General features: G+C 60.6%; 16 protein-coding genes. 8 read left to right on the forward strand and 8 right to left on the reverse strand.

The genetic code is table 11. The features are described from left to right. Nucleotides 1-115 precede the first annotated feature (115 nt). Complete coding sequence (locus AB4O23_RS05245) at nucleotides 116-547, forward strand: DUF1120 domain-containing protein (protein WP_460062518.1); 432 nt, start codon at nucleotides 116-118, stop codon at nucleotides 545-547. Nucleotides 548-551: 4 nt separating this feature from the next. Here the strand turns inward: AB4O23_RS05245 and AB4O23_RS05250 are convergent, their stop codons facing one another. From AB4O23_RS05250 to AB4O23_RS05265, 4 genes are read right to left on the reverse strand one after another with little or no spacing between them, the layout of a single operon-like run. Then, entirely contained in the window at nucleotides 552-1289 is a 738-nt protein-coding gene (locus AB4O23_RS05250) for an amino acid ABC transporter ATP-binding protein (protein ID WP_460070035.1), read from the reverse strand. Further along, entirely contained in the window at nucleotides 1276-1926 is a 651-nt protein-coding gene (locus AB4O23_RS05255) for an amino acid ABC transporter permease (RefSeq protein WP_017530858.1), read from the reverse strand. The genes AB4O23_RS05250 and AB4O23_RS05255 overlap by 14 nt, the downstream gene beginning before the upstream one ends. After that, entirely contained in the window at nucleotides 1923-2591 is a 669-nt protein-coding gene (locus AB4O23_RS05260) for an amino acid ABC transporter permease (RefSeq protein ID WP_010207407.1), read from the reverse strand. Before AB4O23_RS05260 ends, AB4O23_RS05255 begins: the two co-directional genes overlap by 4 nt. Before the next feature lie 17 nt (nucleotides 2592-2608). After that, nucleotides 2609-3394 (reverse strand): transporter substrate-binding domain-containing protein, encoded by a 786-nt coding sequence (locus tag AB4O23_RS05265; protein WP_017530859.1) that lies wholly within the window; start codon nucleotides 3392-3394, stop codon nucleotides 2609-2611. A 254-nt stretch (nucleotides 3395-3648) separates the two neighbouring features. Here AB4O23_RS05265 and AB4O23_RS05270 point away from each other — a divergent pair, with 254 nt between their 5' ends. From AB4O23_RS05270 to AB4O23_RS05290, 5 genes are all read left to right on the forward strand, one after another. Then, the gene (locus tag AB4O23_RS05270) at nucleotides 3649-4344 is read left to right on the forward strand and encodes a FadR/GntR family transcriptional regulator (RefSeq protein ID WP_017530860.1); all 696 of its coding nucleotides are present in this window, start codon (nucleotides 3649-3651) and stop codon (nucleotides 4342-4344) included. Nucleotides 4345-4464: 120 nt separating this feature from the next. After that, the gene (trxA, locus tag AB4O23_RS05275) at nucleotides 4465-4794 is read left to right on the forward strand and encodes a thioredoxin TrxA (RefSeq protein ID WP_017530861.1); all 330 of its coding nucleotides are present in this window, start codon (nucleotides 4465-4467) and stop codon (nucleotides 4792-4794) included. A 234-nt stretch (nucleotides 4795-5028) separates the two neighbouring features. Next, entirely contained in the window at nucleotides 5029-6288 is a 1260-nt protein-coding gene (rho, locus tag AB4O23_RS05280) for a transcription termination factor Rho (RefSeq protein WP_003176825.1), read from the forward strand. A 156-nt stretch (nucleotides 6289-6444) separates the two neighbouring features. After that, nucleotides 6445-7911 (forward strand): 4-hydroxy-3-polyprenylbenzoate decarboxylase, encoded by a 1467-nt coding sequence (gene ubiD, locus AB4O23_RS05285; RefSeq protein ID WP_017530862.1) that lies wholly within the window; start codon nucleotides 6445-6447, stop codon nucleotides 7909-7911. Then, nucleotides 7911-8879, forward strand: coding sequence for a CDP-6-deoxy-delta-3,4-glucoseen reductase (locus AB4O23_RS05290; RefSeq protein ID WP_017530863.1), 969 nt, complete (start codon nucleotides 7911-7913; stop codon nucleotides 8877-8879). Before ubiD ends, AB4O23_RS05290 begins: the two co-directional genes overlap by 1 nt. On the opposite strand, the gene AB4O23_RS05295 is transcribed toward AB4O23_RS05290, so the two are convergent. Next, on the reverse strand, nucleotides 8876-9352 hold the full coding sequence (locus AB4O23_RS05295) for a hypothetical protein (RefSeq protein WP_017530864.1): 477 nt from the start codon (nucleotides 9350-9352) through the stop codon (nucleotides 8876-8878). The two genes, AB4O23_RS05290 and AB4O23_RS05295, sit on opposite strands and share 4 nt — an antisense overlap. 274 nt (nucleotides 9353-9626) lie before the next feature. On the opposite strand from AB4O23_RS05295, the gene AB4O23_RS05300 reads away from it, so the two are divergent. Next, complete coding sequence (locus AB4O23_RS05300) at nucleotides 9627-10280, forward strand: gamma-glutamylcyclotransferase (protein WP_017530865.1); 654 nt, start codon at nucleotides 9627-9629, stop codon at nucleotides 10278-10280. Here the strand turns inward: AB4O23_RS05300 and glpT are convergent. Continuing rightward, nucleotides 10277-11614, reverse strand: coding sequence for a glycerol-3-phosphate transporter (glpT, locus tag AB4O23_RS05305; protein WP_017530866.1), 1338 nt, complete (start codon nucleotides 11612-11614; stop codon nucleotides 10277-10279). The genes AB4O23_RS05300 and glpT overlap by 4 nt on opposite strands. 198 nt (nucleotides 11615-11812) lie before the next feature. After that, nucleotides 11813-12790 (reverse strand): NADPH:quinone oxidoreductase family protein, encoded by a 978-nt coding sequence (locus tag AB4O23_RS05310; RefSeq protein ID WP_017530867.1) that lies wholly within the window; start codon nucleotides 12788-12790, stop codon nucleotides 11813-11815. Nucleotides 12791-12940: 150 nt separating this feature from the next. On the opposite strand from AB4O23_RS05310, the gene AB4O23_RS05315 reads away from it, so the two are divergent. After that, nucleotides 12941-13348 carry a flagellar basal body-associated protein FliL gene (locus tag AB4O23_RS05315; protein WP_017530868.1) on the forward strand — a complete coding sequence of 136 codons (408 nt, stop codon included), beginning with the start codon at nucleotides 12941-12943 and terminating at the stop codon, nucleotides 13346-13348. Here AB4O23_RS05315 and AB4O23_RS05320 read toward each other — a convergent pair. Next, nucleotides 13338-15359 carry an acyltransferase family protein gene (locus AB4O23_RS05320; protein WP_137220026.1) on the reverse strand — a complete coding sequence of 674 codons (2022 nt, stop codon included), beginning with the start codon at nucleotides 15357-15359 and terminating at the stop codon, nucleotides 13338-13340. The genes AB4O23_RS05315 and AB4O23_RS05320 overlap by 11 nt on opposite strands. Between the last annotated feature and the right edge of the window lie 65 nt (nucleotides 15360-15424).

The raw sequence follows: 15424 nt of genomic DNA on the forward strand, positions 1-15424 counted from the left end.
CAAGGTGCGCGCGGCACTTGGCTACGTGCTGTTGGCTTTGTTGGGGATGGCTGCCAGGGAGGGAGTGGCGCAGGAGTGTCGTCTTTCGCTCAGTCAACCGAAGGTGGATTACGGCGTGCTCAGGCGCACAGAGCTGCTGGATGAGCAAACCAGCGGCCGCAACATCGTCCTGGGCAAGCGAACCCTGCAACTGAGCGTCTTGTGCGCCGAGCCGGGCACGGTTGCCTTGCGTTTTACCGGCGCCCCGGCGGGTGCGCAGGGCTTTCGATTCGGCCGCCACGGCAGCTTTACCCTGGCGCTCAAGAACGCCCAGGTCGACGGTCGCGCGGTAGAGTTGAGCGCGGCGCAACCGACAGACGTATCGGCCGGCGGGCTGCTGTTGCCCGGCCAGGTGGTGATCGCCAAAGCGGGCGGAACACCACTGGCCGGAAAACGCTTTTCGGCTCAAGTGCACATCGACACCTATTTGCCGCCCGATGCCGTTTCCGTGCGCCAGGAAACCCAGTTCGAGGGGCAGGGGCACTTTGAGTTACTGCCAGGCGGCTGAGGGTTCAGGCAAGCAGATCGCCGGTGCCAATAAAATTGGCCAATTCGGCGGTTCTCGGGTTCGCGAACAAGGTCTTGGGATCGCCGACTTCATGCACCTTGCCCTGGTGCATGAACACCAGCTTGTCCCCCACTTCCCGGGCGAAGCGCATTTCATGGGTCACCATGATCAGCGTCATGCCGTCCTTGGCCAATTGGCGCACCACGCTGAGCACTTCATTGACCAACTCCGGGTCGAGGGCCGAGGTGATTTCATCGCACAGCAGCACCTTGGGTGACATCGCCAGTGCGCGAGCGATAGCGACGCGCTGCTGCTGGCCGCCGGACAGACGATCAGGGAAGGCGTCGAATTTCTCGCCCAGCCCAACGCGTTCCAACATCTGCTTGGCCAACTGGGCGGCCTTGACCTTGGGCATTTTCTGCACCACCTGCGGCGCGAGCATCACGTTTTCGCCCACGGTCAGGTGCGGGAACAGGTTGAACTGCTGAAATACCATGCCGACTTTTTGCCGCAGGCTGCGCAGGTCGGCGCGCGCTGCGTCGAGGTATTCGCCGTCGACTTCGATAACCCCATCGTTGATCGATTCCAGGCCATTGAGGGTACGCAACAGGGTGGACTTACCCGATCCGCTGCGCCCGATGATCGCCACCACCTGGCCTTCTTCAACGGTCAGGTCAATGCCTTTGAGTACGTGATGGTCGCCGTAGTACTTATGCAGGGCGGTAATTCTAAGCAGAGGCATGCAGTCTCCTTTCCAGGTAGCGCGCACTGAGGGACAAGGGGTAGCAGAGCAGGAAGTAACCGAGGGCCACCAGGCCATAGACCATGAAGGGCTCGAAGGTCGCGTTGGCGAGCATGCCGCCGGTCTTGGTCAACTCGGTAAAACCGATGATAGAGGTCACAGCGGTGCCCTTGACGACCTGCACCGAGAACCCCACCGTCGGCGCGACTGCGATGCGCAGCGCCTGCGGCAGGATCACGTAGCGCAATTGCTCAAGCGGGTTCAGGGCCAGGCTGGCGGAGGCTTCCCACTGCCCATGGGCGATGGAGTCGACGCAGCCGCGCCAGATTTCGGCGAGATAGGCGCTGGTAAACAGCGTCAGGGCAATCGCCGCCGCCAACCAGGGCGAGATATCCACCCCCAGCAAGGCAACGCCGAAGAACACCAGGAACAGTTGCATCAATAGCGGCGTGCCCTGGAACAGCTCGATATAGGTGCGCGCAACATTGCGCGCGAAGGCTTTGCGGCTGATGCGCAAGGTCATCACCAGCAGGCCGATCACGCCGCCGCCGATAAACGCCACCAGTGACAGCAACAGCGTCCATTGCAGGCCGGTGAGCAGGTTGCGCACGATGTCCCAGAACGAAAAATCACTCATCGGCTGTTCCTCATCACAAAACGACGGCCGATCCAGTTGAGCAACTGGCGAATCATCAATGCCATGCACAGGTACACCAGGGTAGTCAGGGCATAGGTTTCAAACGCGCGAAAATTGCGCGATTGGATAAAGTTGGCGGCAAAGCTCAGCTCCTCGGTGGCGATCTGTGAACACACCGCCGAACCGAGCATGACGATGATGATCTGGCTGCTCAGTGCCGGCCACACCTTGCCCAGCGCGGGCAGCAGCACCACGTGGCGGAATGCTTCGAAGCGCGTCATCGCCAGGGCTGCGGCGGCTTCCAACTGGCCACGCGGGATGGCCTGGATACCGGCGCGGATGATTTCGGTGGAGTAGGCCCCCAGGTTGATCACCATCGCCAATACGGCGGCTTGCCACTCGGTGATCTTCAGCCCCAAAGACGGCAGGCCGAAGAAGATGAAAAACAGCTGCACCAGAAACGGCGTGTTCCGGATCAATTCGACATACACGCCGAAGCACCAGGCGAACGGCTGGATCTTCCACGCTCGCACCACTGCGCCGACGGTGCCCAGCGCCACCCCCAGGATCGCGCCGATAGCCGTCAGCTCAAGGGTGAACAGCGCGCCGCGCAACAGCAGGTCGGTGTTGGCCAGCACCGGTACAAAGTCAAATTGATACGCCATGGGTCAGCTCCGTCGTATCAAAGGTCGGCGGGCAGCGGCTCTTTCAGCCATTGCATCGCGTTCTTTTCCAGGCTGCCATCGGCCTTGGCCGCGACCAGGATCTGGTTGACCTTCTCCAGCAACGCCGGCTCGTTTTTGTTCACGCCCACGTATACCGGTGAATCCTTGAGCTTCACCTTCAGCGCCGGTACGCGTTTGGGGTTGCGCTCGCTGATCGCGACCATCACCACGTTGCCGCTGGCGATCAGGTCAACCTGGCCGGCCAGGTAGGCGGCGATGGTTGAGTTGTTGTCTTCGAAGCGCTTGATGGTGGCTTCCTTGGGCGCCACGGCGGTCAGCTCGATGTCTTCGATGGCGCCACGGGTCACGCTGATGGTCTTGCCCTTGAGGTCGTCAGTGCTGCTGATGGCAGCGTCAGGCGGGCCAAACACGGCCAGGTAGAACGGCGCGTAGGCCTTGGAGAAATCAATGACCTTTTCCCGCTCCGGGTTCTTGCCCAGGCTGGAAATCACCAGGTCGACCTTGCCGGTGGTGAGAAACGGGATGCGGTTGGTGCTGTTGACCGGGGTCAGCTCCAGCTTGACCTTGAGCTGGTCGGCCAGCAGCTTGGCGGTGTCGATGTCCAGGCCACGGGGTTTCATGTCGGGGCCGACCGAGCCGAACGGCGGGAAGTCCTGGGGCACGGCAACCTTGAGGGTGCCACGGGCGACGATGTCGTCCAGACCGTTGGCCTGGGCGGGAGCCTGGCTGAGCATCAGGCTGGCAAACAGGGCAGTGAGCAGGGCGCTGTAGCGCTTGGTCATGACAACTCTCCGAGAAGGGCGAAGGGATTTCTACAAATGCTCAGTGCACAGCCCATGCCAGCACCCTCGCAATCGTCTGCAAGGCCGGGATTTGTTGAGGTCGGGTGGTCTTACTGGTCTGAACAGTTCCTGGCCGTTTCGCACCCTTTTCGAGCGTTGGCAAAACCTTGCGAGCCCCTTTGGGGCGTGGCTTGCCGCCGGCCGCGAATAGCTTTACAACTAGCCGCTCAGTTGTCTGGAACCTTGAGTTTTTTATGAATTCCATCGCCCAAGCCGTACCGGAGGCGGCCCTGCAGGCCATCCGCAAACTGATCAAGGAGCAGGGCTTTGGGCCGGGCGATGCGCTGCCGTCCCAGCGCGAACTGGCACTGCAGTTGGGCGTGAGCCGGGCGTCGTTGCGTGAGGCGTTGTCATCCTTGAGTGCCTTGGGCGTGGTGAGCGTGCAGCCGGGCAAAGGCGTGTTCGTGCAGGCGGCGGACGAATCGCCGGGGTTTGCCTGGCCTTTCGCGGCCCAGGCTACGCCATTGGATATTTTCCAGTTGCGCTACGCCCTTGAAGGGTTTGCGGCGGGGCTGGCGGCAGTGACCTTGACGATTGATGAACTCGACAGCCTGGAGGATAACGTCGAGGCAATGCGCAAGGTGCTCAAGGCCGGTGACTTCGAAGCGGCCGCGCGGCTGGACTTCGAATTCCACCAGCGCATCCTGATGGCCAGCGGCAACCAGGCGATGGTGAGCATTCTGAGTGCCAGCGCGGAGGTGTTTTTGGAGAGCCAGAAACTACCGTTCATCCGGCCGGAGCGGGCCATGGAGACTTGGCAGGAACACCGCAAGATCCTGCGCGCCCTGGCCCGGCGCGCCAGCGCGGCGGCGCAGAAAACCATGCAGGAACATGTACGTAATGCGGCATTGCGTACAGGTATTGCCTTTGTGACGCCAGTGACGCCCTGATCGGCTCATACCCAAACTCATGCGCCTCTATAGCAAGACTCCATCAGAGGCGGCTTCCTGAACGGGGGAAGGGCGGCTATGATGGGCAACGTTTTTTTTGCTTACAATCCGGAGACATCCATGAGCAACGATCTTATCAAGCACGTCACCGACGCGACCTTTGAGGCCGAAGTACTCAAGGCTGCTGGCCCGGTGCTGGTTGACTACTGGGCTGAATGGTGCGGCCCTTGCAAAATGATCGCTCCGGTTCTGGACGACATTGCGACCACTTTCGAAGGCAAGCTGACCATCGCCAAGCTGAACATCGACGACAACCAGGAAACCCCGGCCAAGCACGGCGTGCGCGGTATTCCTACGCTGATGCTGTTCAAGAACGGCAACGTCGAAGCCACTAAAGTGGGCGCGCTGTCGAAGTCCCAGCTGCAAGCTTTCCTCGACGCCAACATCTAAGCGTCGTCAAAAAAGCCCCGCAAATCGCGGGGCTTTTTCGTAAAACAGGGCTAGACGCTCCGAAACTCAGGTGGTACATTCGGCCCCGCACTGGTTTCTCCACTGCCCCCTGCAAGCCGTCGCCGACGCACTCCTTTTCGATTAGTACGCGATCCTGTCGCCTTCTCCGCGGCGCGGCCTCATTAAGCCAAAAGCTTAATTTCCCCCCTCCATAAATGATTACGTCATTCCTATATGAATCTGACTGAACTCAAGCAAAAGCCGATTACCGACCTGCTCCAACTGGCCGAAGAAATGGGCATAGAAAATATGGCCCGTTCGCGCAAGCAGGACGTGATTTTCTCCCTGCTCAAGAAGCACGCGAAAAGCGGCGAGGAAATCTCCGGTGATGGCGTGCTGGAGATTCTCCAGGACGGCTTCGGCTTCCTCCGCTCCGCAGACGCTTCCTATCTCGCCGGCCCAGACGATATCTACGTCTCGCCGAGCCAGATCCGTCGTTTCAACTTGCGCACCGGTGACACCATCGTTGGCAAGATCCGACCTCCGAAGGAAGGCGAGCGCTATTTCGCCCTGCTCAAAGTCGACACGATCAACTTTGATCGTCCGGAGAACGCGAAAAACAAGATTCTCTTCGAGAACCTGACCCCGCTGTTCCCGACTGTGCGCATGAAGATGGAAGCCGGTAACGGTTCCACCGAAGACTTGACCGGCCGTGTGATCGACCTGTGTGCGCCCATCGGTAAAGGCCAGCGTGGTTTGATCGTCGCACCGCCGAAAGCCGGTAAGACCATCATGCTGCAGAACATTGCAGCGAACATCGCGCGTAACAACCCTGAAGTTCACCTGATCGTGCTGCTGATCGATGAGCGTCCGGAAGAAGTGACCGAAATGCAGCGTACCGTGCGCGGCGAAGTGGTTGCCTCGACGTTCGATGAGCCGCCAACCCGCCACGTGCAGGTTGCCGAAATGGTGATCGAGAAGGCCAAGCGCCTGGTCGAACACAAGAAGGACGTGGTGATCCTGCTCGACTCCATCACCCGTCTGGCCCGTGCCTACAACACCGTGATCCCGAGCTCCGGCAAGGTATTGACCGGTGGTGTCGATGCCCACGCCCTGGAGAAACCGAAACGTTTCTTCGGCGCCGCGCGGAACATCGAAGAAGGCGGCTCGCTGACCATTATCGCCACCGCGCTGGTTGAAACCGGCTCGAAGATGGACGAAGTGATCTACGAAGAGTTCAAGGGCACCGGCAACATGGAATTGCCTCTGGACCGTCGCATCGCCGAAAAACGCGTGTTCCCTGCGATCAACATCAACCGCTCCGGCACCCGCCGCGAAGAGTTGCTGACCGCCGACGACGAACTGCAGCGCATGTGGATCCTGCGCAAGCTGCTGCACCCGATGGACGAAGTAGCTGCCATCGAGTTCCTGATCGACAAGCTGAAAACCACCAAGACCAACGACGAGTTCTTCTTGTCGATGAAGCGCAAGTAATACGCCGCTGTTGGTCCGAAAAAATGGCGCCCCCTGGGGGCGCCATTTTTTTTGCGCGTTTTTTAAACGCATTCCGCGCTCAAATGCACGTCGATAAGCTGCCAGCTGCCCTCAGAGCAGGTAGGATGTACGCCTATTTTACGGGTGGCATGGTTAATGAAATTCAAGGATCTTCGGGATTTCGTGCAGCAACTTGAGCAGCGCGGAGAGTTGAAACGTATCCAGATGCCGATTTCCCCGGTGCTGGAAATGACTGAGATTTGCGACCGCACCCTGCGTAACAAGGGCCCGGCGCTGCTGTTCGAGAACCCGACCGGCTACGACATTCCGGTGCTCGGCAACCTGTTCGGCACCCCCGATCGCGTGGCTTTTGGCATGGGCGCCGAGTCGGTCAGCGAGCTGCGCGAGATCGGCAAGCTGTTGGCCTTCCTCAAGGAGCCCGAGCCACCCAAGGGCTTGAAGGACGCTTGGTCGAAGCTGCCGATCTTCCGCAAGATCATTGCCATGGCGCCCAAAGTGGTCAAGGACGCGGTGTGCCAGGAAGTGGTCATCGAGGGCGATGACGTCGACCTCGCCATGCTGCCGGTGCAGACCTGCTGGCCCGGCGATGTCGGGCCACTGATCACCTGGGGCCTGACTGTCACCAAAGGCCCGAACAAAGATCGCCAGAACCTCGGTATCTATCGCCAGCAAGTGATCGGCCGTAACAAGGTGATCATGCGCTGGCTGAGCCACCGTGGCGGTGCCCTGGATTACCGTGAATGGTGCGAGAAGCACCCGGGCAAGCCATTTCCGGTCTCCGTGGCCCTGGGCGCCGACCCGGCCACCATCCTCGGCGCCGTGACCCCGGTGCCGGACAGCCTGTCCGAGTACGCCTTCGCGGGCCTGTTGCGCGGTAACCGTACCGAGTTGGTGAAATGCCGTGGCAACGATCTGCAAGTGCCGGCCACTGCGGAAATCATCCTTGAAGGCGTGATTCATCCGGGCGAGATGGCCGATGAAGGCCCTTACGGCGACCACACCGGCTATTACAACGAAGTCGACAGCTTCCCGGTGTTCACCGTGGAGCGCATCACCCACCGCATCAAACCGATCTACCACAGCACCTACACCGGTCGTCCGCCGGATGAACCGGCCATTCTCGGCGTGGCGCTCAATGAAGTGTTCGTGCCGATCCTGCAAAAGCAATTCCCGGAAATCACCGATTTCTATCTGCCGCCCGAAGGCTGCTCTTACCGCATGGCCATCGTGACCATGAAGAAGTCGTACCCAGGGCATGCGAAGCGGGTAATGCTCGGTGTGTGGTCGTTTTTGCGACAGTTCATGTACACCAAGTTCGTTATTGTCACCGACGACGACATCAATGCCCGCGACTGGAATGATGTGATCTGGGCCATCACCACGCGCATGGACCCCAAGCGCGATACGGTGATGATCGACAACACCCCGATCGACTACCTCGACTTCGCGTCGCCGGTGTCTGGCCTGGGTTCGAAGATGGGCCTGGACGCCACCCACAAATGGCCGGGTGAAACCACTCGCGAGTGGGGCCGGGTGATCGTCAAGGATGAAGCCGTGACCGCGCGCGTCGATGCGATCTGGAAAGAATTGGGAATAGATTGATGCGTGTGACCCTGCAACCTTCCGGCGCTGTGCTGGAGCTGATCCCAGGCGAGCGAATCCTCGAAGGCGCGCGTCGCCTGGGCTACGAATGCCCCCAGGCGTGTCGCAATGGCGTATGCCATGTGTGCGCTGCGTTGCTGGTGGAGGGCAGGGTGCGGCAAGCCGATGAAGTGCGTGACCATGGCGAGTTCTACACGTGCATCGCCGAACCGCTGGAAGACTGCATTGTGTTGTGGGACGGCGTGTTGGCGCCGGGAGAATTGCCGTTGCGCAAGTTGTCATGCCAGTTGAGTGAGTGCGTTGAGGTAGGGGGCGATGTATGGCGCGTGCGCCTGCTTGCGCCTGCCGGCAAGCTCGTGCGTTACCACGCGGGGCAATACCTGATGATCGAACGGGAAAACGGCGAGAAGTCCGCCTTTTCCCTGGCCTCGGCGCCCCATGCAGGCCGCGAGCTGGAACTGCATGTACTGGCCCGCGAAGACAGTGCCCGCAACCTGCTGGAGCAACTGCAACGTAACCGGATGGCCCGCATCGAGCTGCCATTTGGCGATACCCACCTGGCCGAGCTGCCGGACGGGCCGCTGGTGTTGATCGCCGCCGGCACTGGCATGGCGCAGATGCACAGCCTGATCGAACATTGCCGGGCTTCGGGCTTCAAGCACCCGGTGCATCTGTACTGGGGCGTGCGTCGCCCGGAAGATTTCTATCGGATCGAACATTGGGAACAATGGCGGCAACTGCCCAACCTGTTCCTGCACAAAGTAGTCAGCGATTTGTGCGGCTGGGAAGGGCGCTGCGGCTTATTGCATGAAGCGGTGTGTGAAGACATTACCGACCTCAAGGGCGTGCATGTGTATGCCAGCGGTTCACCGGCGATGATCTATGGCACCCTGGATGCGCTGGTCGACGCCGGCATGGATGCGCACCAGATGCGCGCCGACGTATTCGCCTACGCGCCGCGCCCTTAGAAACGCACGCCGGCGGTCAGCATCGCCGCATTCAAACCCAGCAGCACCAACTCACTGGAGACGGGGCCGAAGTTCACCCCCACGGCAGGGATGATCGCCGGCGCTACGCCAAAACGGTTGAGCGGGATTTTGTCGCGGTACTTGCCGCGATAGCCCTGCAGTGCGCCTGCGGTCACCTTCACGTAGAGCGGTGAATCGGCGATGTCATAGCGTTTGCCGGCGTAGACGTAATACGAGCGCTGGCTGAACGAGTTGCGAAACGTCGCCCCGCCATACACCAACCCCGATGCTTCGTTACGCTCCAGGTTGATCAAATCCTGATGATTGTTGTGCTTGGGATCCGGCGAAAAGTGCCGGGTGTAAAGGCTGGTTTGTGCGTACCAGAAGCCTTTGTCGTCTTGAGTGGTCGCGTCGGTAGCCAGGGCGGCAGTGGCCTGCAGCAATAGCAGCAAACCGGAAAAAAGATGTTTCATGCATCGACCTCGGTAGTCGTTTGAATGGGCGGCTAGTGTGGGTCGCTAAACCCGTGCAGTTTGGCGGGTAATGGCCGGAGGGGCCTGAACCTGCGCTGAAAATATTGCCGCCTATGCTTATGCATTTAAGGTATTACTTCTGTAGGAAAAATCTCATTAGGCTATAAGTAGACGGAAGGCGGTTTTTTTACGCCATACGGTTCCAGCGCTTCGGTTCGATTACGGTAAAGTTGCTTACAACTGGTAACACTCAGGAGGCGCACCGCTTTTCGCCATGACCGCCATAGAAACCGATCTTCTGCAATTGGCTTACCCTCCGCGGCTCGATCTGGGGCCGCAACTCACTCACGAACAGTTGATGAGCTCGATGCAGGCCACCATGGGCCGGCATAAAGGTGGGCCGGTCTGGCTATTTGCGTACGGTTCGCTGATCTGGCGCCCTGAATGTTCATCGAGCGAGCGTGTGCGTGCGCGGGTCCATGGCTATCATCGCGGCTTGTACCTGTGGTCTCACGAGCATCGGGGGACGCCGGAATTGCCGGGGTTGGTGTTCGGTCTGGACCGCGGCGGCTCGTGCAGCGGGTTTGCCTACCGCTTGCCGGAAGACCAGTTGGAGGCCTCGCTTTACGCCTTATGGCAGCGCGAGATGCCTTACCCTTCCTACCGGCCGCACTGGCTCAGCTGCCGCCTCGAAGATGGCAGCCAGGTGCAGGCTTTAGGGTTTGTATTGGAGCGGCACTTGCCCAGCTACGCCGGTAACTTGCCGGATATCGTGCTCAACCATGTGCTGCAAAGCGCTTGCGGGCGTTACGGCACCACTCGCGATTATGTCGAGCAGACCGTGAACGCCCTGCGCAGCCACGCCATGCCAGATAAGAATCTGGAGGCGCGGCTCAAGCGTTGTGCCAAGGGTTGCCCAGGCGATTAACGCGCCGAGCTGACGCTATTGGTGTGCCACAGCGTCGGGACCAGGAAGGCGATCGCCAGCAGGCACGCGCCGATCAACAGGACGAAACCGCCGTCCCAGCCGAAATGGTCCACGGTGTAGCCCATGGCCGCGCTCGCGGCCACCGAGCCGCCCAGGTAACCGAACAGCCCGGTGAAGCCCGCAGCCGTGCCGGCGGCCTTCTTCGGTGCCAGCTCCAACGCCTGCAGGCCGATCAGCATGACCGGGCCGTAGATCAGGAAACCGATGGATACCAATGCGATCATGTCGACCATTGGGTTGCCCGGCGGGTTGAGCCAGTACACCAGGGTCGCCACGGTCACCAGCGCCATGAACACAATGCCGGTCAGGCCGCGGTTGCCACGGAAGATTTTGTCCGACATCCAGCCGCATAGCAGCGTGCCCGGTATGCCCGCCCACTCATAGAAAAAGTAGGCCCACGACGACTTGTCGACCGTGAAATGCTTGGCTTCCTTGAGGTAGGTAGGGGCCCAGTCCAGCACGCCGTAGCGCAGCAGGTAGACGAAGACGTTGGCGAAGGCGATGTACCACAGCATTTTGTTGCGCAGCACGTATTTGACGAAGATTTCCTTGGCGCTGAATTCTTCTTCATGGCTGGCATCGTAGCCTTCCGGGTAATCGTTCTTGTACTGTTCGATAGGCGGCAGGCCCACCGATTGTGGGGTGTCGCGCATGGTGATGAAGGCAAACGCCGCCACCAGCAGGGCCACGGTGGCCGGGACATAGAATGCTGCATGCCAGTCGTTGAACCATGCCATGCCCAGCAGGAACAGTGGGCCGATCAAGCCGCCGCCGACGTTATGCGCCACGTTCCATACCGACACCACGCCGCCGCGTTCTTTCTGCGACCACCAGTGCACCATGGTCCGCCCGCTTGGCGGCCAGCCCATGCCCTGGGCCCAACCGTTGATGAACAGCAAGATGAACATCATGGTCACGCTGGAGGTGGCCCAGGGCGCGAAACCGAAAATGAACATCACACCCGCCGACACCAGCAGGCCGAAGGGCAGGAAGTAGCGCGGGTTGGAACGGTCCGACACCAGGCCCATGAGGAACTTGGACAGGCCGTAGGCAATCGCGATGGCCGACATCGCCAGGCCCAACTGACCCCGGGTGTAACCCTCGTCGATCAGGTAAGGCATGGCCAGGGAGAAGTTCTTGCGCAGCAGGTAGTAGCCGGCATATCCGAAGAAAATACCGGCGAAGATCTGCCAGCGCAGGCGTCGGTAGGTGCTGTCTATTTTTTCTTCAGGCAGGGGCGCCTGGTGTGCGGCAGGGCGAAAGAAAGCAAACATTCAAGAGCTCCAAATTTCTTGTTTTGACTGCGGATGCGAATGTTACAGTTTCGTTACCGAAAATAGCATCGCCTCTTGGCGGCAAACACAGGAAATGAGAGCAATTGCATGTTCTCTTACGAACATGTCGCGAATAGGTAAGACGTGGTCGGTATCGAGTTCTGCAGGGCCCTGGAGATCCAAATGTGGGAGGGGCGCTCAGCGGGTCTGGACGACCACCTTGCCCACCGCCTTACGCTGCCCCAGATCATTGATAGCCTGCGCGGCCTGTTCCAGCGGATACACCTGCGACACCAGTGGCTTGAGCTTGCCCTCGCCATACCAAGTGAACAGTTGCTGGAAGTTCGCCGCATTATCCTGCGGCTGGCGCTGGGCGAACGAGCCCCAGAACACCCCCACCACCGCCGCACCCTTGAGCAGCGCCAGGTTCACCGGCAGCTCGGGAATGCGTCCGCTGGCAAAACCCACCACCAGCAAACGGCCATTCCAGGCAATGGCGCGGATGGCCTGGTCGAACAGGTCGCCGCCGACCGGGTCGTAGATCACATCGGCACCGTTGCCGTCGGTGAGGCGCTTGATCTCGTCCTTCAGGCTGGTTTCGCTGTAATTGATCAGTTCATCGGCACCGGCGGCCTTGGCCACGGCGAGTTTGTCGGCGCTGCTGGCGGCGGCGATCACGCGAGCGCCCATGGCTTTGCCGATTTCCACGGCGGCCAGGCCCACGCCGCCGGAGGCGCCGAGTACCAGCAGCGTCTCGCCGGGTTGCAGGTTGGCCCGCTGCTTGAGCGCGTGCATCGAGGTGCCGTAGGTCATGCTGAAGGCGGCAGCGGTATTGAAGTCCATGCTCGGCGGGATCGGCAGCACGTTGTAGCCCGGCACCGCGACCTGTTCGGCAAAGCTGCCCCAGCCGGTGAGCGCCATGACCCGGTCACCCACTTTCAGATGGCTGACCTTTTCCCCCACCTCGCTGACCACGCCCGATGCTTCGCCGCCCGGTGAAAACGGAAAGGGTGGCTTGAACTGGTATTTGCCTTCGATGATCAGCGTGTCCGGGAAATTCACCCCTGCTGCGTGCACATCCAGCAGAATTTCATTCTTCTTGATCGCCGGGCTGGCTGTCTCTTCCAGCACCAGGGTTTCGGCGGGGCCGAAGGCTTTGCACAGCACAGCTTTCATCGGGCTATTCCTTTTGGTGTAGTGGCCGATAAGTGTAGAAGGGTGCGCCCCCGGGTCAACGAGCATGCCCCGACCTGATAAGTCGCCATAAGCTTGTACTCAGCCTTGCTAGCGTTATGCTACCCGGCAACCGAATTCGAGGAATGAACTGTGAAAGCGTGGATCCTGTTGATGCTGGCCCTGACCCTGCCGATGGCAGCCCAGGCCGAAGAAGCCAAAGAAGGCGAGGCGCCGAAGGTCAGCTATATCAGCCTGAGCCCGCCTTTCGTGGGTAACTACGGCCTGGACGGCACGGCGAAACTCAAGGTGTTCAAGGCCGATATCGCCTTGCGCGTGACCGGTACCGAAGCCGCCGCCGCCGTCAAAGCCAACGACGCGTTGATTCGTAACCAATTGGTGGCGCTGTTCACCCAGCAGACCAACGACGCTATGAGCACTGTCGAAGGCAAAGAGAAACTGCGTCAGGAAGCCCTCAAGCAAACCCAGCAAGTAATGAACGACGAAACCGGCAAGCCGGTAGTGGAAGACCTGTTGTTCAACAACCTGATCATTCAGTAGCCGGCGGCGTCACACCCCAGATCTTCAGCAACGCTGCGCTGAAGGATGGCTCGAGCACGCGGTTGCCGTGGCCGCTGAGGTGGTTTGAGTCAAAAAACAATGGCTTGGCGTTTGCGTCATAGGCCGAGCAGATCGGGCCGGGGCACAGCAGCGGTAGCGGATCCCAGGCGTGCAACGCCGGATAGCTTGCCTGCAGCTGTTGCAACAACGCCATTTGCGGCGCGCGGAGCCGTTCAAGTTGGTCCCGCGCCATCGTCAGGCCAGGCGCGCAGACGGGGTTCATGCGGTTGAACGCATCCGAGCAGCGGTTGGGCGCGGCCTTGAACAGCGGCTTGGGCGCATCGATCAGCACAGTCAGCTGCGCGTTCTGCAAACGGCTTAACAGCGCGTCGGCGGCCAATCGCGCCGCTTCAATGTTATCGGCCGTCAGTTCGCCCAAAGCGTCATCGACCATGGCGGCCTCACCTTCGCGCCACGCCCGTCCGGCCAGCTCCGGCATGCGCAGCGAGGCGAGGAATACCACGTCGCCCGGCTTGGCGCGGGCCAAGATCTCCTGGAGTTGGGCTTCTCGCAACGCCGCGCAATGTGCAGGGTCCGGGCCGATCAGGCTGGCGACGCCGCAACCGCCTTGTTCGTACTCCGTCACGGTTACCCCCAGTTTGAGCGAGACGAGCTTGAGCAAGGTGCGGTAGGCCGCGGTATGCGAATCCCCCATGACGAACAATTGCCGTCCCTTCAGGCGTGGGTCGTCGAGGCGGGCAAAATCTTCCTGGGGATAATGTTTGTAGGCGTACCAGGTATAGGTATCGCGGGTCTGGCTGAGTGACAGCGTCGATGGGTTGACCGACACCCACAGCGCACCCAGCCACATCGGGCCGGTGACACTCAAACCGGCCGCAAACGTGAACCCCGCCTTGCGTTGCACCGCCGAGTGGCCGCTACGGATCGGTGTTTCTATCCAGTGATAGGACGCTGCCGCAAGCAGCGCCACCAGCACCGGGTAGAGCCACTGCACGATCAGCAGCTCCATCCCGACGGTCCAGCGCAGGAACACCGCGACCGGCCAGTGCCACAGGTACAGCGAATAGGACAGCCGGCCGATATACGTCGCCAATGGAGTTTGCAGCACGCGCTGCAACGCACCGGGCGAGCTGTCGGCGCGCAATACGATCCCCGCGATCATTAACAGCGAGCCGGCCACGGTGACCATGGCCCAGGGGTAGGGAAACTGCCGGGGTTGGGCGAACAGGAAACCGACCATCACCAAGCCCAGGCCACCGATCAACAGGGCAGGGGCCAGCCGATTGAGGCGGGGCGTGACATCGCGGGTGCCGATGGCTTGAAACAGGATGGCGCCGGCGGCCAGCTCCCAGAAGCGCCCAGGCAACAGGTAAAACGCCGACAGCGGCGCGACCTTTACCTGATACGCGCCGATGATCATCGAGGCAATCGCCAGCAGCGGCAGCACTGCCCAGGCAAACCCGACCCGTTGCCGATAACGCAGCCATATAAAGAACAGCGCGGGGAATATCACATAGAACTGTTCCTCAACCCCCAGTGACCAGGTATGCAGGTAGGGGTTGAGTTCGGCGCTGGGCGAGAAGTAGGTGTCGGTGTTCCAGGCCAGCACCAGATTGCTCAGGCCAAAAAAGGCCGCCAGGCCCGTGCGATTGATCAGCTCGCTGAGCCAGTATTGCGGCATGAACATCGCGCTAAGCACAACACTCACACACAGCACGGTCAGCAATGCGGGCATGATGCGTAGCAATCGGCGCCGGTAGAAGTCCGCCAGGTAGCGGCCCAAGCTCAGGTCGCGGCGCTCCCATAGCGACTGGCTGATCACATACCCGGAAATCACGAAGAACATATCTACACCGGTAAAACCGCCGGGCAACAGGCTGAACACGTCCAAGTGGAAGACGATGACGCTGAGAACCGCAATGGCCCGCAGGCCATCGATGGCCGGTTTGTAGGTGCTGGCGAACTGGGACACGCGAAGGTCCTTGGGCATGAGCGAGCCCCGGATTCTGCCAAAGCCTGCGCCGGGTGACGACTAGCCGTTCGGACAGGTATGCG

The sequence above is a fragment of the Pseudomonas sp. H2_A10 genome (assembly GCF_054680085.1).